The sequence below is a fragment of the Arthrobacter sp. 05N33_2 genome (assembly GCF_056397425.1).
The window spans coordinates 23,146-47,490 of the sequence record NZ_JBFTNJ010000008.1; the positions used below are offsets into that span (position 1 = coordinate 23,146).

Genomic DNA, 24,345 nt, shown 5'->3' on the forward strand with positions numbered 1-24,345 from the left:
TGGCTCAGAGGACATCGACGCCGCCGAGCTCCATCTCGGCCACGGCATCGTCCAGGTCTTCGGCAATGCCGACCGTCAGGCCGCGCAGCACCGTGACGGAGTAGCCGGCCTGGACGGCATCCAGGGCGGTCGCTTTGACGCAGTAGTCCGTGGCGATGCCCACCACCACGATGTCCTCGACGTCGTGGCTCTGCAGCCAGTCGTCCAGCCCGATCGCGTCCTCGCCAGCGGCGAAATCACTGCCGGCGAAGGAACTCACTGTGTTGTCGGAGTCTTCGGAGTCTCCGGAGCCTCCGGCGCCGGTAACGGGCATGGCGCCGGGCTGGCGGTCACCGGTGGGGATTTCGTCCTCGGGGGCCAGCAGCCCTTCGAAGCCGGAGTACGCCGCGGCGAACTGGCCCTTGCGGAAGTACGCCTGGATGTGTTCGGGATCAAGATCAGGATGCAGCTCGGCCCCGCGGGTGCCCGCCACGCAGTGCCGCGGCCAGCTGTCCACGAGATCGGGTTTCTCCGAGAAGTGCTCACCCGGATCGATGTGCCAGTCCTGGGTGGCCACGACGTGGTCAAACTGGCCGTGGTGGGCGTCAACGTACTCGCTGATTTCCCCGGCCAGGCTTGCCCCGCCGGGGACGGCCAGGGCACCTCCCTCACAGAAATCGTTTTGGACATCAACGATGATCAGGGCGCGGGACATTCAGTCCTCCTCGTAGATGGTGGGGATGGCCGCCTCGCCGCGCTGGAGCCGGTTGACCACCGCGGGAAGCTCCCGCATGGTTTCCGCGTGGCGCCGGCGCGCGCGCTGGACCCCCTCCGGGCCCGTCCACCCGGGGAGGAGCTCGCCGTTCTTGACGAACTGCTGCAGCAGCGGACGGTCGTTGCCGTCGTCCTCCGGGTGATGGCCGACGCCGACGATTTCGGCCGTGGCGGTCCCGCGCTCGTTGAGCTTGCGCAGCGCGTACTTCCGGCCGCCCTTGCTGGCCTTGTTCTTGGCGGCCTTGGCGACGGAGATGAAATCGCCGGCGTCGTCGGTGCGGCTGACGAGCTTGTAGACCATGCTCGCCGTCGGGGCCCCGGACCCGGTCACGAGCGAGGTGCCCACGCCGTAGGAGTCCACCGGCGCGGACGCCAGCGCCGCGATGGCGAATTCGTCGAGGTCTGAGGTCACCACGATCTTGGTGTGGTCATTGCCGAGCTCGTCGAGCAGCCGGCGCACCCACTGGGCCTGGGCCACGAGGTCGCCCGAGTCCAGCCGGACAGCGCCCAGCTTGTCCCCGGCGAGATCGACGGCGGTGCGGACGGCCGTTTCGACGTCGTACGTGTCCACCAGCAGGGAGGTGTCCGGCCCAAAGGCGGCAATCTGGGCCTCGAAGGCCTCCCGCTCGGTGTCATGGAGGAGCGTGAAGGAATGGGCGGCCGTGCCCACCGTCTTCAGCCCGTAGCGCAATCCGGCCTCCAGGTTCGAGGTGCTGTCGAACCCGGCAATGACAGCGGCCCGGGCAGCGGCGGCCGCCGATTCCTCGTGCGTCCGGCGCGATCCCATTTCGATGCACGGGCGGGTCCCGGCCGCGGAGATCATCCGGGAGGCGGCAGAGGCGATGGCGCAGTCGTGGTTGAGCACGGAGAGCAGGTAGGTCTCCAGAATGCAGGCCTCGGCGAACGTGGACTCAACGATCAGCACGGGGGAGTTCGGGAAGTACGCCTCACCCTCCGGATAGCCCCAGATGTCGCCGGAAAAGCTGTAGCCGGCCAGGTAATCCAGTGTCTGGTCGTTGACCACCTTGGTCCGGCGAAGGTAGTCCAGTTCCGGCTCGCCGAAGCGGAAGTTCGCGATCCCCTCCAGCAGGCGGCCGGTGCCTGCCACGATGCCGTAGCGGCGCCCGTCCGGGAGCCGCCGGGCGAAGGCCTCGAAGACCGATTTGCGGTGCGCCGCGCCGGACTGCAGGGCGCCCTGCAGCATGGTCAGCTCGTAGTGGTCTGTGTACAGGGACGTGCGGGGACGGTCCCAGCCAGCGGAGGTACTCACAAATTCACTCTAGTGTGCATCCCCATAGAATGGACAGATGACCCTCAGCGTTGCGCTCGGCCCCGACACACGGGAGAGTACCCAGACCGGAACAGTGACGTCCGGCGACGTCCTGACCGCCCCGGACGYCCCCTGGAACCTTGTGATCTGGAACGATCCCGTGAACCTGATGAGCTATGTGAGCTATGTGTTCCGCAGCTATTTCGGCTACTCGGAGGCTAAGGCGAACAAGCTGATGATGGAAGTCCACAAGAAGGGCCGCTCGATCGTGGCGCACGGCAGCAAGGAACAGGTGGAGCAGCACGCCGTCGCGATGCATGGCTACGGACTCTGGGCGACGGTGGAAAAGGCCACCGGCGGCAACGCCGGCGGTTCCGGCAAAGGCAAGGGAAAACGTGGCTAAGGCATTCAAGTACGGGCTCAAGGGCATCAAGGGCCATCTGGAGCCGGCCGAGCGGGAGCTGCTGCGCAGCCTTTTCGATGACGTCATCTCCATGCTGGAGCCGGAGCAGCGCGCCAACGAGGACCCGCTGGCGGCCCTGGTGGGTTTGGACACCGAAGCGCGCGAACCCTCGGACCGCGCCATGCGGCGGCTGTTGCCGAACGTGATGAAGAACGACGACGACGCCTCCCTGGAGTTCCGCCGTTACACCGAGCGGTCGCTGCGCGAAAGCAAGATCGGCGCGCTGAAGGCGGCCGCACTGAGCCTGGACCGGGACAACCTCGTCCTGACCCCGGACGACGCCCGGCACTGGGCCACCGCGCTCAACGATGTCCGGCTGGTGCTGGCCGAACGCCTCGACATCCGTGATGATGCCGACGCCGACAACATCCACCTCATGCAGGACTGGGCCCAGGCCGAGGACGTCGAAAGCTACCTGGCCCTGGTGTACAACTTCACCACGTGGCTGCAGGAGTCGCTGGTCCAGGCCATGGTGCACTCGCTCGATAGGTAGGGCAGCTAAGCGACAGCGGTGGCGTCAGAAACAGGCACGGACTGTATCGGTGGAAGCTCCTCGAATGCCGGCTTTGCGAACCAGTATCCCTGAAACAAGCGGATGCCGGCGTCCTTCAGAATCCGGAACTCCGCCTCCGTCTCGATGCCCTCTGCGAGCACCGTGATGTCGAGCTCCCTGGCGATGCCGACGATGCCAGCAACGACAGCCTGGCGGGCCGGGCTGGTGTCGATTCCTCGGATGAGCTTCATGTCGATCTTGATCAGGTCTGGCTGGAAATCGACCAGGAGCCCCAGCCCTGCATGACCGGCACCAAAGTCGTCGATGGCGGTGGTGAAACCATGCTTGCGGTATTCGGTGATGATGTTCGTGAGGTGGGCAGTGTCGGAAACCTCCTCATTCTCCGTGAACTCGAACATGATCGACGACGTCGGAAAGCTGCAACGCCTGGCTGCAAGCAGCGTCGCACGAAGGCACGCAGCCGGTTCGTAGACCGCGTTCGGCATGAAGTTGATGGAGAGAATCAAGCCCTCACCGGCAGGAAACAGCCGCGATGCCAGCTCGATTGCCTTGACGCGGCAGTCCTGGTCGAAACGGTACTTTTGCTCAGGTGCGACTCTGGACAGGACGTGAAAAGCCCCCTCGCCCGACAAGCCTCTGACCAGTGCCTCGTAGCCCCATACGCGAGCAGCAACGGCGTCATAGATCGGTTGGAAGGCCATGCTGAAATCGAAGTCGAGCTGTGACGACGTCGTGCAGCCGTCGCATGTCATATGCGGTCCTTTCGCTGTTTCGTCCATCGTGGGGGCACGACGGTCGCCCCCGATATCTCGACGGCGCCCATAGCATACAGGGCGGGGACAGCGGCAGGCTGCCACCGATGAGCAGGGGTCTTCCCCGCGTTGCCCATCCGCCGGAAACCCGTGTGACCCATCAGACACGAGTTGCAGGACACAATGTGATGGCCGCGCCTGTAGTGAAGCCCTATCCTCGAATAATCATGACTTCAGCATCAAATACGGATCCGGCAGCGCCAGCTGCGGCGGAGACCGCAGCGGGCAGCGCCGGAAATGCCGGGCTGGCATCGCGCCCCATCGGCGTCTTCGACTCCGGCGTCGGCGGCCTCACGGTGGCCCGCTCGATCATCGACCAGCTGCCCAACGAATCCATCCTGTATGTCGGTGACACTGCGAATGGCCCCTACGGCCCCCTTCCCATCGCCGAAGTCCGGGCCAACGCCCTCGGCGTCATGGACGAGCTCGTGGATTCCGGCGTGAAACTGCTGACCATCGCCTGCAACTCCGCGTCCGCCGCCGTGCTGCGTGACGCCCGCGAACGGTACACGGCCCGGTACGGGATCCCCGTGATCGAAGTGATCCAGCCGGCCGTGCGGCGTGCCGTCGCGGYGACCCGGACGGGCCGGGTGGGCGTGATCGGGACCTCGGCCACGGTGGGCTCGCGCGCCTACGAGGACACCTTCGCCGCGGCCCCGGACCTGGAGATCACGTCCGTGGCCTGCCCGGCGTTCGTGCCGTACGTGGAGGCCGGGATTACCACCGGACCGGAACTGCTCCCCGTCGCCCGCGACTACCTGGCACCGCTCATTGCCGCCGGGGTGGACACCGTGGTGCTCGGCTGCACCCACTACCCGCTGCTCACCGGCGTGATCTCCTTCGTTATGGGCGAGGACGTCACGCTGGTTTCCAGCGCCGAGGAGACGGCCAAGGACGTCTACCGGGCTTTGGCCTCCCGGGGTCTGGAGCGCACGGACACCGCGGCGCCGGAGCACAATTTCATCGCCACCGGCGACGCCGCCCAGTTTGAGCACCTCGCCCGGCGCTTCCTGGGCCCCGAGGTCCTCAGTKTCCGCCACGTGGACCACGTCGCGGCGCAGTACCCCACCGGCAGCCTCGCCCGGATCACCCCGGAAATGATCGCCGCCGCCCGGGCCGGCGCGGGCCGGCCGCGGATCTCCAACTTTGTCGGCGGATCCGCGGGCGGGGGACCACGGCTGTGAAGCTGACCATCGTGGGCTGTACCGGCTCCTTCCCGGGGCCGGGCTCGCCGGCGTCGTGCTATCTGCTGACCGCCAACGACGGCGAGCGGAACTGGAAGATCGTCCTGGACCTCGGCAGCGGGGCGCTCGGCGCCATCCAGCGCTACACGGACCTGGAGGACATTGACGCGATCTTCCTCACCCACCTGCACCCGGACCACTGCATGGACCTGTGCGGGCTCCATGTTGCCGTGCGCTGGAAGCCGGGCGGCTGGGGACGGGGCAGGATTCCGGTGTGGGGGCCTGCCGCGACGGCCGACCGGATGGCCACGGCCTACGGGCTGGACCTGGATCCGGGCATGCACGAGGAATTCGATTTCAGCAACTGGTCCGAGCGCAAGCCGGTCAGCGTCGGCCCGTTCACGGTGACGCCCTACGCGGTGAACCACCCCGTTGAGGAGGCCTACGCCCTCCGCGTGGAGGTCACCGAGCCCGCCAAGGACGGCACGCCCGTGACCCGCGTCCTGAGCTACTCCGGGGACACGGATTCCTGCGCGGGCCTGGAGGACGCCGCTCGCGACGCCGACCTTTTCCTGTGCGAGGCGGCGTTCGAGGAAGGCCGCGACGACGGGATCAAGGACGTGCACCTGACGGGCAAGCGGGCGGGGGAGGCCGCCGTCGCCGCCGGCGCGCGCCGGCTGCTGCTGACGCACATTCCCGTCTGGACGTCGCCGACCACCGTCATGGCCGAGGCCAAAGAGATCTTCGGCAAGGACGTGGCCGTCGCCGTCGCGGGTGTGCACTACACCGTCTAGCGCGCGCTGGCCGCCCGTGCGGGCCGGGGCGGGTGAGTCGATAAGCTAAAGGCATGACTTCCCAAGCTCCCAGTGTCCCCGTCATCCGCGCCGACGGCCGTACCCCCGACCAGCTGCGCCCGATCAGCATCACGCGCGGCTGGTCCAAGCAGGCCGAGGGTTCGGCCCTGATCGAGTTCGGCAACACCCGGGTCCTGTGCACGGCTTCGCTGACCGAAGGCGTGCCGCGCTGGCTCAAGGGCGAGGGCCGCGGCTGGGTCACGGCCGAGTACGCSATGCTGCCSCGGGCCACGAACACCCGGTCCGACCGTGAGTCCGTCAAAGGCAAAATCGGCGGCCGCACCCACGAGATCTCCCGGCTGATCGGCCGCTCGCTGCGCTCCATCATCGACACCAAGGCCCTCGGCGAGATCACGATCGTGCTGGACTGCGATGTCCTGCAGGCCGACGGCGGCACCCGCACCGCGGCGATCACCGGCGCCTACGTGGCACTGGCCGACGCCATCCGGTTCGCCCGCGAGAAGAAGATGATCGCCCGCAACGCCCAGCCCCTGATCGACACGATCGCCGCGGTGTCCGTCGGCATCATCGAYGGCGTCCCGATGCTCGACCTGCCCTACGTCGAAGACGTGCGCGCCGAGACCGACATGAACGTCGTGGTGACAGGCTCCGGCAAGTTCGTCGAAGTCCAGGGCACCGCCGAGGGCGCACCGTTCGACCGCGACGAGCTGAACAAGCTGCTGGACCTGGCGCTGCTGGGCACGGAGCAGCTCGCCGCGATCCAGCGCGACACCCTGGCGGAGGCCCCGTGACGGAGACGCCCGTCGCGGACCGGCCGGAAGCCGACGGCCCGGGCCCGCGGCTCGTCCTCGCCACCCACAACAAAGGCAAGCTCCGGGAACTCCGTGAGCTGCTCCGCGGCCAGGTTCCCGGGCTCGACGTCGACACGCAGGTGGTGGACGCCGGCGCCGTCGGTGCCCCCGACGTCGCCGAAACCGGCGTAACCTTCGCCGAAAACTCGCTGCTCAAGGCCCGGGCGGTGGCAGAGGCCACGGGGCTCGTGGCGATCGCCGACGACTCCGGGCTTTCTGTGGACGTCCTCGGCGGCGCGCCCGGGATTTTCTCGGCCCGCTGGTCCGGCCGGCACGGCGACGACGCCGCGAACCTGCAGTTGCTGCTCGCCCAGCTGGCCGACGTGCCGGACAAGTACCGCGGGGCCGCGTTCGTCTGCGCGGCAGCGCTGGCGGTCCCCGGGTCCTCGCCCGACGGCGGCCGGGAAGTCGTGGAATACGGGCAGCTGGAAGGGACACTCCTGCGGGAGCCGCGCGGGGAGGGTGGCTTCGGCTATGACCCCGTCCTGCAGCCGAACGGGCTGGACCGCAGCTGCGCCGAGCTCAGTTCCGAGGAGAAGAACGCCATCAGCCACCGGGGCCATGCGTTCCGGGCGCTCCTGCCGGCCATCGTCGAGGCCCTGGCCGGGAAGTAGCCGGCCCGGCCAGGCTCAGGACGAAGGAAGGCGCCCCACTCGGTGGGGCGCCTTCCTTGTTAACTGCTGCGTTCACTGCGGCACTGCATTTACTGCGGCGCTGCGCTACATTTACTGCGGCGCTGCGCTACGGGGTCCGGCGTTCTTCTTCCGGCTCGTGCTCTTCGATGAATTCGTCCACGACGTCGGTGCCGTACTTCTCGGCCTGGCGCTTGGCGATCGTGCCGCGGACAACCTCGATGGCGATCGGGATCACGGAGACCAGCACGATGGCGATGAAGATGATGTCCAGGTTGTCCTTGACCCACGGGACCTTGTCCCCGAGCAGGTAACCGAGGAGGGTGACGCCGCCGCCCCACAGCACCGCGCCGATCACGTTGTAGGTGAAGAATTTGCGTTTGCTCATCTGCGCGACGCCCACGATCACCGGGACGAAGGTGCGGATGATCGGAACGAACCGGGCCAGGATCAGGGCCTTGCCGCCGTGCTTTTCGAAGAACGCATGCGCACTATCCACGTTTTCACGCTTGAACAGCTTGGAGTTGGGCCTGTTGAACAGGGCAGGTCCCGCCTTGGACCCAATCAGGTAGCCCACCTGGTTGCCGATGATCGCGGCGACGATGATCAGCGCGGTCAGGACCCAGATGTTGACCTGGATGGTGCCGGTGGCCACGAGCAGCCCGGCCGTGAACAGCATGGAGTCCCCAGGCAGGAAGAATCCGATCAGCAGCCCGGTTTCGGCAAAGATGATGCCGCAGACCAGCAGGACCACCCACGGCGCGAAGGCCGGATTCGCCAGGAAAACCTGGGGGTTGAGCCAGTCCGGCAGGAAGGAGGCCAGGTGCGGCTGGACGGGGCCGGCGCCGCCAAGGGCGGACACGGCGAGGTCGCTCATTGCTAGTACGTTCACCTGTTAAGGGTACTTGACGGCAGGCTGCAGGCCCGGGGGCCGAGCCCCGCGGGCCGGTCCGGTGCGGGAGGGTCCGTCCGCGGGCGGTAAAGTTGGGCCGTGACTTTGGACTTTACGGCGATCGACTTTGAGACCGCGAACGGCTTCCGCGGTTCACCGTGCGCTGTTGGCCTGAGCAAGGTCCGTGGCGGCGTCGTCGTAGAGGAAGCCTCCTGGCTCATGCGGCCACCGGAAAACCATGACACATTTGATCCCCACAACGTCCGGATCCACGGCATCCGGCCGGACCAGGTGGCTGGACTGCCGCGGTTCGGGGAGTTGTTCCCGGAGATCGGCGCGTTCATCGGCGGCGACGTGCTCGCGGCCCACAATGCAGGGTTCGATCTCGGTGTGATCCGCTCCGGCCTGGAGGTGTCCGGGCTGTCCGGACCCGCCTACGACTACGTCTGCACAGTGATATTGTCCCGGCGCTGCTACTCCCTGGTGTCGAATTCCCTGCCCTACGCCGCCGAGGAGGCCGGGGTCCCGCTGCTCAACCACCACGATGCCGCCGAGGACGCCCGCGCCTGTGCCGGCATCCTGATCGACATCGCGGCCCGCAACGGGGCAGCAAGCATCGCGGAACTGTACCTGTCCCTCGGCCTGACGGTGTCCCACCAGCCGGCGTTCGACCCCCGGCGCGACCCGCTGTCCAAGGCCACCGTGGCCGCCATGGAGGCGCTCGCGGGGGGAACCGCCGGCTCGCCCCCGGGCCGGCGCTTCGTGGCCGGCTGGCCGGAGGAAGGCCCCAACCCGGCCCCCAACGCCGCCGCCAGCCCCGACCACCCGCTGTTCGGCCAGACCGTGGTGTTCACCGGCGAACTGGCAATTCCCCGCCCCGAAGCAAAGGTCCGTTCCGCGGAGCTTGGCGCCAGGCCTGAAAGCCGGGTGACGGCCCGTACCACCGTTCTGGTGGTGGGCGACGGGTTTGTGGCCGCGGACCTGCGCTCCGGCCGGTTGACCGGCAAGGCGCGCCGCGTCCTGGAACTGCACGAACGCGGGCAACGGATCGAGGTCCTGTCCGAGGGCGAATTCCTCCAGATGGTCGGCGGACATCTGGCTGCCGCACCTGCCTGACCCGGTCCTGGCTGACGGGTCCTGCCTGATCCGGTCCTGGCTGACGGGTCCTTTCTGCCCGGGTCCTGCCTGACCCGGCAGTCACACGGCGCAACAATCATTCCTCCCACTGCGCGCCCGCTCGTAGCCTTGGCGGATGAGCAAACCCACGGATGCACAGGCCCCCACAGCGCCGGCCAAGTCAGCGCCGCCGGCGTCAATGCCGGCGGACTCGGCGTCGTCGGCGCCCGCGAAGTCAGCACCGGCGACGCGCGGAATTGATTGGCATCGGGTGTTCGCGTTTCCGAACCCGGTGAATGAGTACGCCGCCCGCATCACCGCAGCCCTGGTGGTGGCGCTGTCCGCCGTGACCCTGCTGACCGGTTTCGGCTGGGGGCTCGCCGTCATCGCCGCCGGGTTCTGGCTGCGCGTGCTGTTCGGTCCCCGGATCTCGCCCCTGGCCCAGCTCTCGGTCAAGGTCCTGACGCCCTGGCTTGGGCGGACCCGTCTCGTTCCCGGACCGCCCAAGCGGTTCGCCCAGGGCATCGGCGCTGCCGTGTCGACGGCGTCGGCGGTGCTGCTGGCCGCCGGCCTCGCGCCGGCGGCGTGGGTGCTGCTCGCCGTGCTGATCGCCGCCGCGTCCCTTGAGGCCTTCGCCGGGTTCTGCCTCGGCTGCACCATTTTCGGCTTCCTGCAGCGCCGCGGGCTCATCCCCGAGGACGTCTGCGAAGCCTGCAACAACATCTCGCTCCGCGGCGCCTAGGATTCGGGGCGCTTAGGTCCGGAGCGCCGGGGCTCCGCCGAAGCGGCCGCCAGGGATGGACATGTCCTCGGGAGGCTCGGACGGGTGGACATAGTGGCAATATGTCCAGTCCTAGCCGCCGGAGATGGGCATGTCCTGAGGATGCCGCGGCCGGGGATGGACATGTCCTTCGCAGCGGGGGCGACCGGACATGGCCTCCGGAGGCTCTGACGGGTGGACAAAGTGGGAATATGCCCAGTCCCCGCCGCCGGAGATGGGCATGTCCTGAGGATGCAGCGGCCGGGGATGGACATGTCCTTCGCAGCGGGGAGGTACGGGGCATGTCCCGCGGACAGGCCGGGCCGCTGCTTCCAAGCGGAGCCGGCTGCACTGCGCAAATGCCGGAGACTCGACGCCTGGCGTGCAGGGGCCCGGCTGACAGTTGCCCGCCGAAGCTATGAGCCAGTGACGGCGGCCAGCTTCGAGGCCATGCCCCGGATGACCTCCGGCGCCTGAAGGGCCGCCAGCCAGTCTGCCGGCAGGCACCGCTCGCCGTAGAACGCGCCCAGGATGTTCCCGGCGATCGACGCCGTCGAATCGCTGTCCCCGCTGTGGTTCACCGCCACCGCGATCGCGGCACGGAAGTGGGCCTGGGCAGCGGCCTGGGCGGGATCGGCCTCGGCAGCGCCGGCGTTCGCCGTCCCCGTTCCTGTCCCGGTTCCCGGGGCTGTGGCCAGCACGGCGTACAGCGCGACGGCAAGGGCTTCCTCGGCCACCCACCCCTCGCCGAGTTCGCCGACCAGGCCCTCGGGGCTGAGCACGTCTCCGCCGGGCAGGTCTCCGGCCAACCGCAGGGCCGCCTCCAGCCGTGCCACCACCTCCGGATCCGGATTTTCTCCCTTGCGCAGGATGCCGCCGAGCAGCTGCCCGAGGGCCGATTCCGCCGCTTCGCGCAGCCCGTGGCCGGAGGACAGGGCATGGATGAGAAGGCTGAAAACTCCGGCGCTCTGCCGTGCCGCGGGGTGGCCGTGCGTCAGGGACGCGGCATCGGCGCTGAGCTTATAGACCGTTTCCGCTCCGAGGTGGGGGATCAGGCCGAAGGGTGCCGACCGCATCACGGTGCCGCAGCCCTTCGAATCCGGATTGACGGGCCGCTTCACGGTACCCATCTCGCCCGTGGCGAGTCCGCTCAGGCACGCGTCGCCGGGTGAGCGCCGGCTCTTCAGGACATCCTGGGCATCGATCCAGCGCGGCGGCTGGAAAGGGGCCGACGCCGGCACGGCGACGCCCTGGGTGCCCAGCCAGCGCAGGTACGCGAGCCACAGGCACGCGTTGATGTCCGCCGCCACGCCGTCGTTGGCCCATTCCAGCGCCTCGAGGAGGCCGTCGGCGGTGTACAGCGTCATTTGCGTGTCGTCCGAAAACGGGCTGCCGGCGTCGAGCGCGGAAAAATCCTGCAGGCCCGCGGGGCCGAACCGGGCCCGGATGGCGGAAATGCTGTCGAACTCGACGGCGTAGCCCAGCGAATCTCCGAGCGCGCCGCCCAGCAGGCAGCCGTGGATGCGCGAGCCGTGGGCAGGGGAGTGCGGCTGGCCGGGTGTTGGGGCGGGTGCGGGGCTGGTCCCGGGCTCGGTGCTCATGCCCTCAAATTTACCCGGCGCTGCACCGCACCCCGCAATGCCGGCGCCCGCCGGGGACTTAGCGCCGCCGCCTGGGGGCCGGGCGGCGGCGGATGCGGAAGGCCGGTAGGGTGCTGGTAGGACCCGTCCAGCGGTCAGACGAGGCAACCGCCGGCGCCGTACCGCCGGGCAGCGGAGGAAACGAATGCGCGAACCAGCGTGGCGGAAGACCGGGACCACCCCCGACTACAGGTTCTCCCTGGCCAACGAGCGGACCTTCCTGGCCTGGATCCGCACGTCCCTGGCCCTGATTGCCGGAGCCCTTGCGATCGACCAGCTGGCCCCGGAGATCGCGCCCGGACCCGTGCGGATCGTGTTGTGCGTCATCCTCGCGTTCCTGGGCGCGGGCCTGGCCGCCCTGTCCTACCACCGGTGGGGGCTCATGGAGGCTGCCATGCGGAACAACAGGGAGCTGCCGTTCTCCGGAGTGATGCTGGTGATGACCATCGGCGTCGCGGCTGCGGCCCTGGTGTTCGCGGTCCTGATCCTGGTGGCGCGGTGAGGCCAGTTGCGGCCAGGGACCCCGGGCTGCAGCCCGAGCGGACCTCCCTGGCCTGGCGCCGGACGTTGCTGGCCCTCATCGTGGCGGACCTGTTGGTCTGGCGCAGCTGGGCGCTCGCAGGATCCCGGGGCGGCGTTGTAGGTCCCGTTGATTTCCTTGGCATCTGCGCGCTGGCCGCCATGGCCGCGACGCTGGTCCTGGGTGTGTGCGTGCTGGTCCGCGGGCGCGAGCTCCGGCGGTCCAACGCTGCGCCGCCGGCGCCGTTGCTGCGCTGGGCCGCCGCCGCCGTCGTGGTCCTGGCCGCCAGCGCCGTAGCCGCGGTGGCCCTGGGGCACTGAACTGAGGCACTGAGCCGCGGCCCGGAACGGGCACCCAGCCGGAATCCAGCCAACATCCAGATTGCGCTGGCAGACTGCTGGCGGACCCATTCTCCCAGGYGGCCGAGGCCGCCCCGGACCACGAACCCGGCGGCGGTCCAGCGACGCCGCAACTGCAGCCCCTGGGCGCGCCGCCAGCAAAGGAATCCTGACCATGACCCTGCTTGTGCCAGCCCCAGACTCCGTTGACGTCCAGCCACCGGCCGCCAGCGACGTCCCGCCCCGGCCCGGGCTCGTGGCCCGGCTGTCCGCCGAGGCCCTGGGGACCCTGATCGTCGTGGTTGCGGGCCTGGGCGTGCCGCTCTTCACCATTCCGCAGTCGAGCCCGCTGCCCGCCGCCCTGGCCGCCGGCCTGACCCTGACGGCGGCGATGCTCGCCGTCGGTTACGTCTCCGGCGGCCACTTCAACCCCGCCGTCACCGTGGGCAACGCCATCGCCGGCCGGATCCGGCTTGCCAACGCCGCCGCCTACATCGGCGCGCAGCTGGTGGGCGCCGTGCTCGGGGCCGTCGCCCTGTACGGCGTCCTGCGCACCGTGCCGACCATCAACGACTCCCAGGGCGCATTCGCCACCGTGGCCGCCGGATTCGGCGAGCACTCGATCATCCAGGTGCCCATGGCAGGCGTCCTGCTCGTGGAGGTCCTCGGCACGGCACTGCTCGTGGCCATCTTCCTTGCCACGACCGCCCGCCGGAATCCGGCCAGGGCGGCTGCGCCCTTCGCGGTCGGCCTGACGACGGCGATGCTCCTGCAGTTGGGCCAGGCCCTCGGCAATGTGCCGTTCAACCCGGCCCGGGCAACGGCGGCGGCCATCTTCAGCGGCCCGGACGCGCTCGGGCAGCTGTGGCTCTTCTGGGTGGCACCGGTGGTCGGTGCGGCCATCGCCGGGCTGGTTTTCCGCGGCTTCGTGCAGTCGGCCGGGACCAGTGGACAGGCCAGTGACGCTGCCACTGCCGCGGTCACCGCCCAGCCCGCCGCCCAGCCCGCCGACCAGCCCACCGCCCAGCCCGCCGACCAGCCCACCGCCCAGCCCACCGCCCAGACCGACGGAAAGCTCACGGAAGCCGATGTGGATGGCGCCGGCTTCGATGAGGCTGGGCTGGCCGACGTCACGGCCACCACCGCTTCTGCTTCGGCCGTCCCCGCCGGCAACGACGAGGCCCGCAGCTTCTTCGACCGCAAGGGCGGGAAGTAGCCACTGCTGACCACTTTTAACCTCCGTCACACCGCCGGGGTGGTGGCGCAAGAGTGTCGGTGGCAGCCGATACCGTAGGAATATGCGGTTATTGCACACCTCCGACTGGCACTTGGGCCGGTCCTTCCACGGCATCGGCATGCTGGATGCCCAGCGCGCCTTCATCGACCAGCTCGTGGCGTTTGTCCGGGAAGAGAGCGTCGACGTCGTCCTCATCGCCGGGGACGTCTATGACCGCGCACTGCCGGGCGTCGACGTCGTCGGCCTGCTGGATGACGCCCTGGTGCGCCTCACCGGGGCCGGCGCCGAAGTTGTGTTGACCAGCGGCAACCACGACTCCGCCATCAGGCTGGGGTTCGCGTCGCGGCTGCTCGAGCGCGGGGGAGTGCATTTGCGCACACGGCTGAATGAACTGGACGTTCCCGTGCTCTTTCCGCTCGGAGACGATGCCGGGAATGAGGCAGCGCCGGTGCTCGCCATCTACGGGATCCCCTGGCTGGAGCCCCGGCTGGTCGCCGAGCAGCTGGGCGTCGAGACCGCGAGCCACTTCGAGGTCACCCGCGCCGCCACCGAACGGATCCGTGCCGACGTGCGGCAGCGGAGTCAGACCCGGACCGTCCATTCRGTGGTCCTGGCSCACACCTTCGCCAGCGGCGGCATCAGCTCSGACAGYGAACGKGAWCTSAGCATCGGCGGSGTSGGMGCRGTCCCGCTGGAYCTSTTCGACGGCTTYRGCTACACCGCACTGGGCCACCTGCACGGCAGACAGGAGCTCTCGCCGGCAGTGCGCTACTCCGGCTCGCCGCTCGCGTATTCGTTCTCGGAGGCGAAGCACAGGAAGGGCAGCTGGCTCGTGGAGGTCGACGCCGAGGGGATCGGCGGCGTCCGCGAAGTGCTCTGGGACGCGCCCCGGACCCTCGCCGTGCTCCGCGGGAAGCTCGATGAGCTCCTGGAGTCGGAGGACTTCGCGTGGGCCGAGACCGCCTACTGCCAGATCACGCTGACGGACGAGGCCCGCCCGGCCCAGGCGATGGACCGCCTGCGGGCACGGTTCCCCGACGCCCTGGTGCTCGGCTTCGATCCCGATGGTCCCGGCGCGGCGCCCAAAGCCAGCTACAGCAGCCGGCTGGCCGAAGCCGGGGACGACCTCTCCGTCTGCTGCGGATTCCTCGAGCACGTCCGGGGCAGGCCGGCTTCCGACGCCGAAGCCGCAGTCCTCGCCGAGGCGCTCGACGCCGTACGCCTGGAAGGAGTGTCCCTGTGAGGATCCACCGCCTGGAGATTTCCGCGTTCGGCCCGTTTGCCGGCACGGAGCGGATCGACTTCGACCGCCTGAGCGCACACGGGCTCTTCCTGCTGAACGGCGCCACCGGCGCGGGCAAGACCAGCGTCCTGGACGCCATCTGTTTCGCCCTCTACGGATCGGTTCCCGGGGCCCGCCAGGACGGAAAGCGGCTGCGCAGCGACCACGCGGAGGCCGCCGCCGAACCGCGCGTCACCTGCGAATTCTCGGCCAAGGGCCGGCACTTCGAAGTCTCCCGCTCGCCCGCGTGGGACAAGCCGAGTGCCCGGGGCCGGAACGGCTTCACGGTCCAGCAGGCCAACACGCTGCTGCGCGAACGCATCGACGGCGCGTGGGTGGAGAAATCGGGCCGGAATGATGAGGCCGGCGCCGAGATCACCGACGTCCTGGGCATGAACCGGGACCAGTTCACGCGCGTGGTCATGTTGCCGCAGGGGGACTTCGCGGCGTTCCTGCGCTCCAAGGCGTCCGACCGTCTGGAGCTGCTGCAGAGCCTGTTCGGCACCCAGCGCTTTGAAGCCGTGGAACAGGAACTGTCCCGGCAGGCGCAGACCGCCAAGGCCGAGRTCGCCAACCTCAACGCGAAGCTGGAACTGCTCGTGGCCCAGGCGGAGGCCGAAACAGCGGCGCTCGAACTCGACCCCGACGGCGCCCCCGGCCGGGACGAGCCCGATGCCCTGTTGGCCTGGCTCGACGCCGCCGCGGCAGCCGCCGCGGAGGGCCGGCGCAGCGCTGCCGCGGGAGCCGAGAAACAGGCCGCCGATCAGGCGTCCCTGTTGGAGGCGGCGAACGCGCGGGCCAACCGCCACGCCAAACTCGCCGCCGGGGAACAGCGGCGGATCGACGCCGACGCCGCCGCCCCCGTCCTGGCGGGCAAGGCCGTCACACTGGGCCTGCACCGCCAGGCCGAAATGCTCGGCGGCCAGTTGCAGGCGGTCGAAAGCGCCGCGGCAGCCGAGGACCTGGCAGGAACGGCCCTGCTGGAGGCCGCGCGGCAGCTGCGGTCCGCGGCCGCCACAGACCCGGAGCTCGCCGGGCAGGACGTCCTCGACGCCGGCGCCCCCACCGCCGACGACGACGATGCCGACCTCGTCCGGGCGGGTAAATCCGTCATGTTGGACAGCGCGGCCGTCCGCGGAACCCTCGCCCGGCTGCGGTCCCTGCACGCCGTGCTCACCGAACGCCTGCCCGACGAAGCCCGGTTCCTCGGGCTGACCCAGCGCGGCAGCCGGCTGCGCCTGCAACGGCAGGAGCTGGAAAAAGGACGGCTGGCCGGTGCCGCCGCACTGGACACCCTGCGCACTGAGTCGGCGGCCCTGTCCGCCGGCATCCGCCCCCTCGAGGAGCTGGCCGCGGAAGTCCAGTTGCGCACCAAGGAGGCGACGGCAGCGGACGAACTCGTGACCATCGTTGGCCGCTTCCTCGCCGCCGAGGCCGAGTGCGCGGCAATCTCCGGACAGCACGCCGCGGCCCTCAGCACGCACCAGGACCGGAGGCAGCACTGGCTGGACCTCCGTGAGCAACGGCTCACCAACGCCGCCGCCGAGCTCGCCACCCAGCTCCTGGCCGGGGTCCCATGTCCTGTCTGCGGCAGCCCTGAGCACCCGGCACCTGCCCCAGCGGCAGCCTCCGCCTTGGCCGTCGCCGAGGCCGAGAAAACCGCGCAACTGGCCAGCGACACGGCAGAAGAAGCCGTCGCCGCCCTAGGTCGTGAGCTCGCCGAGGCCCAACAGAACGTCGCCGTCCTGGCCGCCCAGGGCGGCAACASACCTGCCGGGGAAGCCCGTGAGGAGGCAGCCTTGGCCCGGGAACGGGCTGATGACGCCGTCCGCGCTGCCACGGACCTTGCTGCGAGCCGGGCCCGGATGGCAGAACTCGAAGCGGTGATCGCCGACGCAGAGCGGGCGCAGGCCGACGCCGCCTCCGGCATCGTGCAGACGCAATCGACGATCGCCGAAATCGACGAACAGGCACAGGCCCTCGAAGCCACCCTGGACAAGCTGCGCGCCGGCCACGCGACCCTCGAACAGCGGATCGCCGCCCTGACGGCAACCACGGCGGTCCTGGAGCACGCCGACGCCGCACACTCGGCCCACGAACAGGCCGCCGCCCGCACCGCGGAGGCACGCCGGCACCTTGAAGTGGCCCTTCCCGGAGCCGGTTTCAGCACCGAAACCGCGGCGCGGGAAGCGCTGCTGCCAACGCCGGTGGCCACAAGCCTTGAAACGGCCATCCGGGCCGGACAGGACGAGGCCGCCAGGATCCAGGAACTGTTCGCCGGAGAGGACCTGGCCCTGGCGGCAGCCGAGCGGGCCGCCGGGGACATCGTCAGCGACGCCGCCCTCGAGGAGCTCAGGACGGAATCGGCGGCGGCTGAACGCAAAGCCCGGGAAGCCGTGCTTGCGGCCGGGCTGGCGGAAAACTCGCTCCGGATACTCGGGCGCATCGCCGGTGACTACGCGGACCTCGCTGCCGCCGGCAGGGAACCGCGGGACCGGGCCGCGATGCTCACCGCCGTCGCCGACGCGGCCAAGGGCGGCGGAGACAACACCTATCGCATGAGCCTGAACAGCTATGTCCTCGCCGCCCGGCTCGAGCAGGTGGCCGTCGCTGCCTCCGAACGCCTGATCGGTATGAGCGATGGCCGCTACACCTTGCAGCACACCGACGCCAAGGCAGCACGCGGCGCGAAGTCCGGCCTTGGCCTGGAGGTCGTGGACGAGTGGACCGGCCAACGCCGGGACACCGCCACCCTCTCCGGCGGCGAGTCCTTTATGGCCTCACTGGCGCTGGCCCTTGGGCTGGCGGACGTCGTGCAGCAGGAGTCCGGTGGCGTGGACATCGAGACCCTCTTCGTGGACGAGGGCTTCGGCAGCCTCGACGAACAGGCGCTGGAACAAGTCATGGACGCCCTGGAAAGCCTCCGCGACGGCGGCCGGGTGGTGGGGCTCGTGAGCCACGTCGCCGAAATGAAGCAGCGCATCGGCACCCAGCTCCAGGTGGTCAAGGGCCGCAGYGGCTCCACCCTGCACATCAGCGACGACACCCGGGCCTGAGCCGGACCCAGAGTGGGCCCTGGGACCGGTCCCGGGGCCCACTCTGGGACCCGTCCCGGGGTCTGGTCCCAGGGCCGGCGTCCCGGGATCGGGTATCATTGGTCTGTTACCGGGTCGCGCGCATCGGGAGGAGGGACGATGCGCAGTATTTAGCGAACCCGGAAACCATGAACCCTTCACCGTCTTCTTTGGTGTCTACTCTTGACGCCCCACTGCCGCCGACCTACGCGCTGCCGGCCGCTTCAATTTCGACCGACGCTCTGCCTGCCCCGTCGCCCGCAAAGGGCGGCCGCTAYGCGCAGCTGCCGTTGCTCGCCGGCCGCAGCTTCATCCCCCTCGGGCTCTTCGCCCGCCTGCCGCTTGCCATGCTGACGGTCGGCGCACTGACACTCGTCACCGCCGTCACGGGCTCGTACGCCGTGGGCGGCGCCGCGGCTGGCGCCGTCGGCATCGGTTCCGCACTCGGTGCCCCCGTCCTCGGCGTCCTCGCAGACCGGCTCGGCCAGCGCGGTGTCCTGCTCGTATCCGCCATCGCCAACACCGTGGCCATCGTTGCCCTGATCCTCACGGCCTACCTCATCCCCGGGGTCCACGACCTTGCCGCCGCGGTGCCCGTGCTGGCCGCGGCCTTCGTGGCCGGGGTGAGCTGCCCGCAGGTCGGTCCGCTGGCCCGCGTCCGCTGGATGGCGCTGACCTCCCGGACGTCCGGCTCCGGAACCCGTGCGGCCGGGAACTCCGCGGACCTGGACACCGCCCTTTCCTATGAGAGCACCGCGGACGAGCTCACCTTCGTGCTCGGCCCCGCACTCGTCGGAATCCTCGCGAGCCTGCTCGCGCCGTGGCTGCCGCTGGCCCTCGCCGCGGCACTGACCGTGGTCCTCGTACCCGCCTTCGCCGTCCACCCCACGCACCTTGCGGTGGTCCGCACAACGAAACGCCGGCCCGCCGGTCCGGCCGCAGGCCACGCGGCCGGCCCGGCGCCCACGACGGCGGGGGACAACCACGGGGAAACCCGCACGGCAGCCCGGCGGGTCAAAACCTTCGCCGCCGTCGCCCTCCCCGTGCTGGCGATGGTGTGCATGGGCACGTTCTTCGGCTCCACCCAGACAGCCCTGAGCTCTTTCTCCGCCAGCTTCGCCACCTCCGAACTCGCGGGCCTGCTCTACGCAGTCATGGGACTGAGCTCTGCCGCGGCCGCCCTCTCGGTCGCGTACTGGCCCCGGCGCTTCACGGTGAACGCCCGCTGGATTGCCTGCGCGGCCCTGATGGCCGGCTTCGCATCGCTGCTGTTGCTGCCCTCGACGGCGCTGCCCATGGTCCTTGTACTGCTGGTCCTGGGCCTGCCCGTTGGTCCGCTCATGGTCACTGTCTTCGCGATCGGCGGCCTCGTGGCCCCGGCCGGAAAGCTCGGCACGGTCATGACAGCCCTGGCCAGCGGCATTGTGGCCGGCACCGCGCTCGGATCCTCCATCGCCGGACAGCTGGCGCAGAACTTCGGGTATTCGACGGCCTTCCTGGTTCCGGTGTGCGCCGCCACGGCGCTGTTCCTGCTCGGAACGGCAGCCGCCGTCGTACTCCGGCAACGCGGGAAGAAGACGGCCGCGGCCGCATAGACCCCGACGGGACAGAGCTGCTGCGGGACGGGGCGCGGGCTTAGCCCAGCTGCGCCTCGATGCGACGCGCCGCCTCGGTCAGGGCCGCTGCGACCTCGTCCGGATCCTGCGCGGCGCGGATATAGACGACGGCGAGGGCGGCCGGACGCCCGCCAGGCACACGCAGCGGCACCGCAATCGAGGACACCCCGGGGATCACCTCGTCATGGCTGGCGGCATAGCCGCGGCGCCGGGCCTCGGCCGCCTCGGACCGGTACGGGATGCCCGGGACCAGGGCCCGCCACTCCTGCTCCGGGAAGGCTGACTGGATCGCAATGCCCGGCGCCCCTGCGCTGATGGGGTGCCGCGACCCCGGGTGCTGCACCACCGCGGCGCCGCTGTGCCGCGGATCCACGGTCACCAGCGTCACGCACTCCTCCCGGTCCCAGACCGCCACGAAGGCGCTCATGGTCAGGGTGTTGGCCAGCTGGGTCAGTTCCGGCAACGCCGCCGACTGCAGGTTCCGGGAGACCCCGCGGGCCAGGACCGCGAGGCCCGGGCCGGGCTGGACGCGGCCGCCATCGTCACGAACCAGCAGCGAGTGGTCCTCGAGCGTGCGCAGGATCCGGTAGGCCACGGAGCGGTGGACGCCCATGGCGTCGGCGAGTTCGGCAATGGTCAGCGGCTGCTGGGCCTCGGCGAGGATCTCCAGCGCCCTGATACCACGGGACAGCGTCTGGGACGGGGAAGCCTGGGCGGTGCCGGCATTCGGGGTCATGGGGTCCATCCTAGGTGCGGGGTTACTGGACGCCGGGCTCGCCGGGCTACCCTTGTGTTCCGGCTCATGGTCAGCTAGCGTTCTATATGGGAACTGTTTGTTCGATTATAGAACACAATACAGAACTCGACTATAGAACACGGCTGATCCAAAGCACACCCACACCACGGTCGGGAAACGCAACGAACGCAAGGGATCAATGATGATTGCCACGCCGCGCGGCCACGCCGGGGGCGCCCAGGGCCCCCCGTCGGCACCGCGGGCCAACCACTTCCGGGGCAGCCTCGGCAGGTTTGCCACCGGCGTCGCGATCGTGACCTTCGACGGGGCCACGAAAAAACGCCACGGCATCACCGTGAACTCCTTCACCTCGGTCTCGATGGACCCTCCGCTGGTGCTGGTGAGCATCGCCCGCACGGCCAGGGCCCACGACGAGCTCGCCGGCCGGCCCTTCACCGTGAATATCCTTGGCGCCGAGCAGCGGTACCTGGCCATGCGCTTCGCCGGAAGGCCCGGCCCCGAGCCGCTGTGGGTGGAGGGGAAGACCGCGCCGCGGCTGTCCAATGTCCTCGCCTATTTCGAATGCAAGCCCTGGGCGGCGTACGACGGCGGCGACCACACCCTGTATATCGGCGAGGTAGTGGACTTCAACTACCGCAACGGCGATGCCTTGGCCTTCGCCAACAGCACCTTTACCACCATCCCGGAAAGCCAGCTGGGTATGGAGGATTTGCTCTAGCGCCACATTCCTTCCCGGCAATTCAGCGCAACGACGACTGGAGGAAGACCAATGGGTATCCGTACCGGACGGCAGTACCTGGAAAAGCTCAATGCCATGACGCCGCATGTGGTGATCGACGGCGAGGTGGTCAGCGAGAAGATCGCCGAGCACCCSGCCTTCCGCAATGTGGCCCGCTCCTACGCCAGGCTCTTCGACATGCAGCATGATCCGCAGTACCAGGAGGCACTCACTTACGCCTCGCCCAGCACCGGGGACCTGGTCAGCGCCTCCTTCCTGGTGCCGAAGACCGTCGAGGACCTCCAGCGGCGGCGCCGCGCCATCTCCACCTGGGCCGAGTCCTCCAACGGCTTCCTTGGCCGCTCCGGGGACTATATGAACTCCGCGTTGACCGCGCTGGGCACGGCGGGGAAGTGGTTCGCGCAGGCGGATCCGAAGTTTGGCGAGAACATCCGCAACTACTACGAGTGGGCCCGGGAAAACGACGTGCTCGCCACCCACACCCTCATCCCGCCGCAGGTCAACCGGTCCGTCTCCGGGTCGGAGCAGCTCGGCGGCCAGCTCTCGGCCCGGATCGTGGAGGAGCGCGGGGACGGGATCGTCATCCAGGGCGCGCGCATGCTCGCCACCATCGCCCCGATCGCCGACGAACTGCTCGTGTTTCCGTCCACGGTCCTGCGGGGCACCCCGGAGGACGCCCCCTACTCTTACGCGTTCGCCATCCCCAACGACGCCCCGGGCCTGCGCTACCTCTGCCGCACCTCGCTGTACAACGGCGGCAGCACCCACGACGAGCCGCTGGCCTCCCGCTATGAGGAAATGGACGCCGTCGCGGTTTTTGACCACGTCTTCGTGCCCAACGAGCGCATCTTCATGCTGGGCCACCCGCAGCTGTGCAACAGTTTCTACACCGAGACCGGGGCCGGCGCGCTCATGACCCACCAGGTGGTCACCCGCACGATCGCCAAGAGCGAGTTCTACTTGGGCCTGGCCTCGGAACTGGCCGAATCGATCGGCATCGACGGATTCCAGCACATCCAGGAGGACATCGCAGAGCTGATTATCGACGTCGAAATCGGCAAGGCCCTGGTCCGCGCGTCCGAGGCCGACGCCGGACTCAACGACGCCGGCGTCATGCTGCCGAAGTGGTCCACCCTGAACGCCGCCCGCAACTGGTACCCGAAGATCGCCCAGCGCTTCCCGCAGATCATCCGGAAGTTCTCGGCGTCGGGCCTCATGGCCCTGCCGGGGRAGGCGGACGTCAACAGCGAGGCCCGGGAGGATATCGAGCTGTACCTGCAGGGCAAGACCCTGACCGGCCCCGAGCGGGTCCGGCTGTTCAAACTGGCCTTCGACGCCTCGATCTCCGGGTTCTCCGGGCGCCAGTCGCTCTACGAGTACTTCTTCTTCGGAGAYCCSGTCCGCATGGCCGGCGCCCTGGTCAACACCTACGACCGCGAGCCGGTCCGGGCCAGGGTCCGCGAGCTGCTCAACCGCACCGACTGACCCGCGGAAGACACTTTCCGGGAACATGTGTGCCTTATCACATCTTTCGTAGTAGTATTCAGGATACTAACTGACCGTTCGATCAGTAATTCATGAGGCATCAGTTATCCACTTCGCACCCACCCGGGCAGTACCTCTGCCCCCAGCAACGGAGTTCCAATGACCGTAACTTCATCCGTAGATTCCGAGGCGGGTCCCAGCAGCAAACACGAGGAACGCAAGGTCCTCGCCGGGACACTGGTCGGCACCACCATCGAGTGGTACGACTTCTTTATTTTTGCCCAGCTGACAGCAACGCTGCTGTCGCCGCTGTTCCTGGCCCCGCTGAACGCCTCCAACCCTGGCCTGGCGCAGATCCTGTCCTTCGCCCTGATCGGCATCAGCTTCCTCTTCCGCCCGCTCGGCGCGATCRTCGCCGGCCACCTCGGCGACCRCCTCGGCCGCAAGGCCATGCTGGTCTTCACCCTGATCATGATGGGCGCCGCCACGGCCCTGATCGGCATGCTGCCCACCTATGCGCAGATCGGCGTCTGGGCCCCGATCCTCCTGATCCTGCTCCGCGTCATCCAGGGCTTCTCCGCCGGCGGTGAATGGGGCGGCGCYGCCCTGATGGCCGTGGAGCACGCKCCCAAGAGCARGCGCGGTCTGTTCGGCGCCTACCCGCAGATCGGCGTTCCGGTCGGCATGATCCTCGCKACCGGCCTGCTGTACTTCCTCAACACGTCCATGTCCAAGGAAGACTTCGCATCCTGGGGCTGGCGTGTGCCGTTCCTGCTCTCGATCGTGCTGATCGTGGTCGGCTACCTGATCCGCCGGGCAGTCGCTGAGAGCCCCGTCTTCAAGGAGATGCAGGACCGCAAGGAAGARAGCAAGGCGCCSCTGGGCGAGCTGMTCCGCAAGCACAAGAAGGCTGTCCTCTAYTCSACSATGATCTTCATCGGCAACAACGCTGCCGGCTACCTGYTGATYGCSTTCTTCATCTCCTACGCCACCAAGACGCTGAAGATGCCCACCCCGCAGATCCTGCTCGCCACGACGCTGGCTTCCTTCGGCTGGCTGATCTTCACCCTGGTCGGCGGCTGGCTCTCGGACAAGATCGGCCGCGTCAAGACGTTCCTGATCGGCTACGGCATTGTCTTTGCCTGGATGATCCCGATGTTCGCCCTCATCGACACCAAGAACATTGTGCTCTACGGCGTCGCGCTGTTCGTCCTGACGGTCGGCCTGGGCCTGTCCTACGGCCCCATGTCCGCCATGTACGCCGAGATGTTCCCGCCGGAGGTGCGCTACTCGGGCATCTCGATCGGCTACGCCTTCGGCGCGATCCTCGGCGGCGCGTTCGCGGCCACCATCGCGGAAGTCCTCCTGCAGGGCACCCACTGGACCGGCTCCATCGGCATCTACATCATGATCCTCTGCGTCATCTCCGCCGTCGGCGTCCTGTTGGCCGGGGAAACGAAGGGCCGCCCGCTCGGCGTCGCGCACCACGCGCCGGCCGAAGCCGCAAAGCACTAGCAACCAGGCAAGCACGAGGGGCGCGGACCGCAAGGTCCGTGCCCCTCTGGGTTAAAGAGCAACGCGGGGTCACTTCGCGC

Annotated in this window: 23 protein-coding genes; 17 read left to right on the forward strand and 6 right to left on the reverse strand. The window is 69.0% G+C overall.

What is annotated here, in order from left to right; translation table 11 throughout:
* Positions 1-4: 4 nt before the first annotated feature.
* Together AC1DHX_RS06810 and AC1DHX_RS06815 are read right to left on the reverse strand one after the other, a co-directional pair.
* Positions 5-694 carry an isochorismatase family protein gene (locus AC1DHX_RS06810; RefSeq protein WP_476858823.1) on the reverse strand — a complete coding sequence of 230 codons (690 nt, stop codon included), beginning with the start codon at positions 692-694 and terminating at the stop codon, positions 5-7.
* Positions 695-2,023: a nicotinate phosphoribosyltransferase gene (locus AC1DHX_RS06815; RefSeq protein ID WP_476858822.1), complete on the reverse strand. Its 1,329-nt coding sequence runs from the start codon at positions 2,021-2,023 to the stop codon at positions 695-697.
* 37 nt (positions 2,024-2,060) lie between these two features.
* On the opposite strand from AC1DHX_RS06815, the gene clpS reads away from it, so the two are divergent.
* Positions 2,061-2,426 carry an ATP-dependent Clp protease adapter ClpS gene (gene clpS, locus AC1DHX_RS06820; RefSeq protein ID WP_476899920.1) on the forward strand — a complete coding sequence of 122 codons (366 nt, stop codon included), beginning with the start codon at positions 2,061-2,063 and terminating at the stop codon, positions 2,424-2,426.
* On the forward strand, positions 2,419-2,979 hold the full coding sequence (locus AC1DHX_RS06825) for a DUF2017 domain-containing protein (RefSeq protein WP_223915995.1): 561 nt from the start codon (positions 2,419-2,421) through the stop codon (positions 2,977-2,979). Before clpS ends, AC1DHX_RS06825 begins: the two co-directional genes overlap by 8 nt.
* A 5-nt stretch (positions 2,980-2,984) precedes the next feature.
* Here AC1DHX_RS06825 and AC1DHX_RS06830 read toward each other — a convergent pair whose 3' ends face one another.
* Complete coding sequence (locus AC1DHX_RS06830) at positions 2,985-3,752, reverse strand: EAL domain-containing protein (protein WP_476899921.1); 768 nt, start codon at positions 3,750-3,752, stop codon at positions 2,985-2,987.
* Between the two features lie 227 nt (positions 3,753-3,979).
* On the opposite strand from AC1DHX_RS06830, the gene murI reads away from it, so the two are divergent.
* From murI to rdgB, 4 genes are read left to right on the forward strand one after another with little or no spacing between them, the layout of a single operon-like run.
* Positions 3,980-4,996, forward strand: coding sequence for a glutamate racemase (murI, locus tag AC1DHX_RS06835; RefSeq protein WP_476899922.1), 1,017 nt, complete (start codon positions 3,980-3,982; stop codon positions 4,994-4,996).
* Entirely contained in the window at positions 4,993-5,790 is a 798-nt protein-coding gene (locus AC1DHX_RS06840; protein ID WP_223915988.1) for an MBL fold metallo-hydrolase, read from the forward strand. The genes murI and AC1DHX_RS06840 overlap by 4 nt, the downstream gene beginning before the upstream one ends.
* 53 nt (positions 5,791-5,843) lie before the next feature.
* Positions 5,844-6,602 (forward strand): ribonuclease PH, encoded by a 759-nt coding sequence (gene rph / locus AC1DHX_RS06845; protein WP_028276043.1) that lies wholly within the window; start codon positions 5,844-5,846, stop codon positions 6,600-6,602.
* Positions 6,599-7,276: an RdgB/HAM1 family non-canonical purine NTP pyrophosphatase gene (rdgB, locus tag AC1DHX_RS06850; RefSeq protein WP_476857506.1), complete on the forward strand. Its 678-nt coding sequence runs from the start codon at positions 6,599-6,601 to the stop codon at positions 7,274-7,276. The genes rph and rdgB overlap by 4 nt, the downstream gene beginning before the upstream one ends.
* Before the next feature lie 127 nt (positions 7,277-7,403).
* Here the strand turns inward: rdgB and AC1DHX_RS06855 are convergent, their stop codons facing one another.
* On the reverse strand, positions 7,404-8,171 hold the full coding sequence (locus AC1DHX_RS06855) for a VTT domain-containing protein (RefSeq protein WP_476849009.1): 768 nt from the start codon (positions 8,169-8,171) through the stop codon (positions 7,404-7,406).
* A gap of 114 nt (positions 8,172-8,285) precedes the next feature.
* On the opposite strand from AC1DHX_RS06855, the gene AC1DHX_RS06860 reads away from it, so the two are divergent.
* Positions 8,286-9,302, forward strand: coding sequence for a 3'-5' exonuclease (locus AC1DHX_RS06860; protein ID WP_476858819.1), 1,017 nt, complete (start codon positions 8,286-8,288; stop codon positions 9,300-9,302).
* A 199-nt stretch (positions 9,303-9,501) separates the two neighbouring features.
* Entirely contained in the window at positions 9,502-10,044 is a 543-nt protein-coding gene (locus tag AC1DHX_RS06865) for a DUF4395 domain-containing protein (RefSeq protein WP_223916168.1), read from the forward strand.
* A gap of 434 nt (positions 10,045-10,478) precedes the next feature.
* Here the strand turns inward: AC1DHX_RS06865 and AC1DHX_RS06870 are convergent, their stop codons facing one another.
* Complete coding sequence (locus tag AC1DHX_RS06870) at positions 10,479-11,663, reverse strand: ADP-ribosylglycohydrolase family protein (protein ID WP_476858818.1); 1,185 nt, start codon at positions 11,661-11,663, stop codon at positions 10,479-10,481.
* Positions 11,664-11,847: 184 nt separating this feature from the next.
* Between AC1DHX_RS06870 and AC1DHX_RS06875 the strand changes: the two genes are divergently transcribed.
* The 6 genes from AC1DHX_RS06875 to AC1DHX_RS06900 all read left to right on the forward strand — a co-directional run bounded on the left by AC1DHX_RS06875 (position 11,848) and on the right by AC1DHX_RS06900 (position 19,748).
* The gene (locus tag AC1DHX_RS06875) at positions 11,848-12,204 is read left to right on the forward strand and encodes a YidH family protein (RefSeq protein WP_018775740.1); all 357 of its coding nucleotides are present in this window, start codon (positions 11,848-11,850) and stop codon (positions 12,202-12,204) included.
* Positions 12,201-12,542, forward strand: a complete 342-nt coding sequence (locus AC1DHX_RS06880) for a DUF202 domain-containing protein (protein WP_476858817.1) — start codon at positions 12,201-12,203, stop codon at positions 12,540-12,542. Before AC1DHX_RS06875 ends, AC1DHX_RS06880 begins: the two co-directional genes overlap by 4 nt.
* A 193-nt stretch (positions 12,543-12,735) precedes the next feature.
* Positions 12,736-13,776, forward strand: a complete 1,041-nt coding sequence (locus tag AC1DHX_RS06885; protein WP_476858816.1) for an aquaporin — start codon at positions 12,736-12,738, stop codon at positions 13,774-13,776.
* An 82-nt stretch (positions 13,777-13,858) separates the two neighbouring features.
* The gene (locus tag AC1DHX_RS06890; protein ID WP_476899923.1) at positions 13,859-15,040 is read left to right on the forward strand and encodes an exonuclease SbcCD subunit D; all 1,182 of its coding nucleotides are present in this window, start codon (positions 13,859-13,861) and stop codon (positions 15,038-15,040) included.
* Positions 15,037-18,135 (forward strand): AAA family ATPase, encoded by a 3,099-nt coding sequence (locus tag AC1DHX_RS06895; protein ID WP_476899924.1) that lies wholly within the window; start codon positions 15,037-15,039, stop codon positions 18,133-18,135. The genes AC1DHX_RS06890 and AC1DHX_RS06895 overlap by 4 nt, the downstream gene beginning before the upstream one ends.
* A 188-nt stretch (positions 18,136-18,323) precedes the next feature.
* Complete coding sequence (locus AC1DHX_RS06900; protein ID WP_476858813.1) at positions 18,324-19,748, forward strand: MFS transporter; 1,425 nt, start codon at positions 18,324-18,326, stop codon at positions 19,746-19,748.
* A 40-nt stretch (positions 19,749-19,788) separates the two neighbouring features.
* Here the strand turns inward: AC1DHX_RS06900 and AC1DHX_RS06905 are convergent, their stop codons facing one another.
* Positions 19,789-20,505: an IclR family transcriptional regulator gene (locus AC1DHX_RS06905; RefSeq protein WP_223915970.1), complete on the reverse strand. Its 717-nt coding sequence runs from the start codon at positions 20,503-20,505 to the stop codon at positions 19,789-19,791.
* Between the two features lie 199 nt (positions 20,506-20,704).
* On the opposite strand from AC1DHX_RS06905, the gene AC1DHX_RS06910 reads away from it, so the two are divergent.
* From AC1DHX_RS06910 to AC1DHX_RS06920, 3 genes are all read left to right on the forward strand, one after another.
* Entirely contained in the window at positions 20,705-21,244 is a 540-nt protein-coding gene (locus AC1DHX_RS06910) for a flavin reductase family protein (protein WP_476858812.1), read from the forward strand.
* Between the two features lie 51 nt (positions 21,245-21,295).
* On the forward strand, positions 21,296-22,750 hold the full coding sequence (gene hpaB / locus AC1DHX_RS06915; protein WP_476899925.1) for a 4-hydroxyphenylacetate 3-monooxygenase, oxygenase component: 1,455 nt from the start codon (positions 21,296-21,298) through the stop codon (positions 22,748-22,750).
* A gap of 159 nt (positions 22,751-22,909) precedes the next feature.
* Positions 22,910-24,265: an MFS transporter gene (locus AC1DHX_RS06920; RefSeq protein ID WP_476899926.1), complete on the forward strand. Its 1,356-nt coding sequence runs from the start codon at positions 22,910-22,912 to the stop codon at positions 24,263-24,265.
* Positions 24,266-24,345: the final 80 nt, after the last annotated feature.

Bases quoted from the DNA above. Each gene is read 5' to 3' on its own strand.
- AC1DHX_RS06810 (WP_476858823.1), bottom strand. From the start codon at position 694: ATGTCCCGCGCCCTGATCATCGTTGATGTCCAAAACGATTTCTGTGAG.
- AC1DHX_RS06830 (WP_476899921.1), bottom strand. From the start codon at position 3,752: ATGACATGCGACGGCTGCACGACGTCGTCACAGCTCGACTTCGATTTC.
- AC1DHX_RS06855 (WP_476849009.1), bottom strand. From the start codon at position 8,171: ATGAGCGACCTCGCCGTGTCCGCCCTTGGCGGCGCCGGCCCCGTCCAG.
- AC1DHX_RS06865 (WP_223916168.1), top strand. From the start codon at position 9,502: ATGCCGGCGGACTCGGCGTCGTCGGCGCCCGCGAAGTCAGCACCGGCG.
- AC1DHX_RS06870 (WP_476858818.1), bottom strand. From the start codon at position 11,663: ATGAGCACCGAGCCCGGGACCAGCCCCGCACCCGCCCCAACACCCGGC.
- AC1DHX_RS06875 (WP_018775740.1), top strand. From the start codon at position 11,848: ATGCGCGAACCAGCGTGGCGGAAGACCGGGACCACCCCCGACTACAGG.
- AC1DHX_RS06885 (WP_476858816.1), top strand. From the start codon at position 12,736: ATGACCCTGCTTGTGCCAGCCCCAGACTCCGTTGACGTCCAGCCACCG.
- AC1DHX_RS06905 (WP_223915970.1), bottom strand. From the start codon at position 20,505: ATGACCCCGAATGCCGGCACCGCCCAGGCTTCCCCGTCCCAGACGCTG.
- AC1DHX_RS06910 (WP_476858812.1), top strand. From the start codon at position 20,705: ATGATGATTGCCACGCCGCGCGGCCACGCCGGGGGCGCCCAGGGCCCC.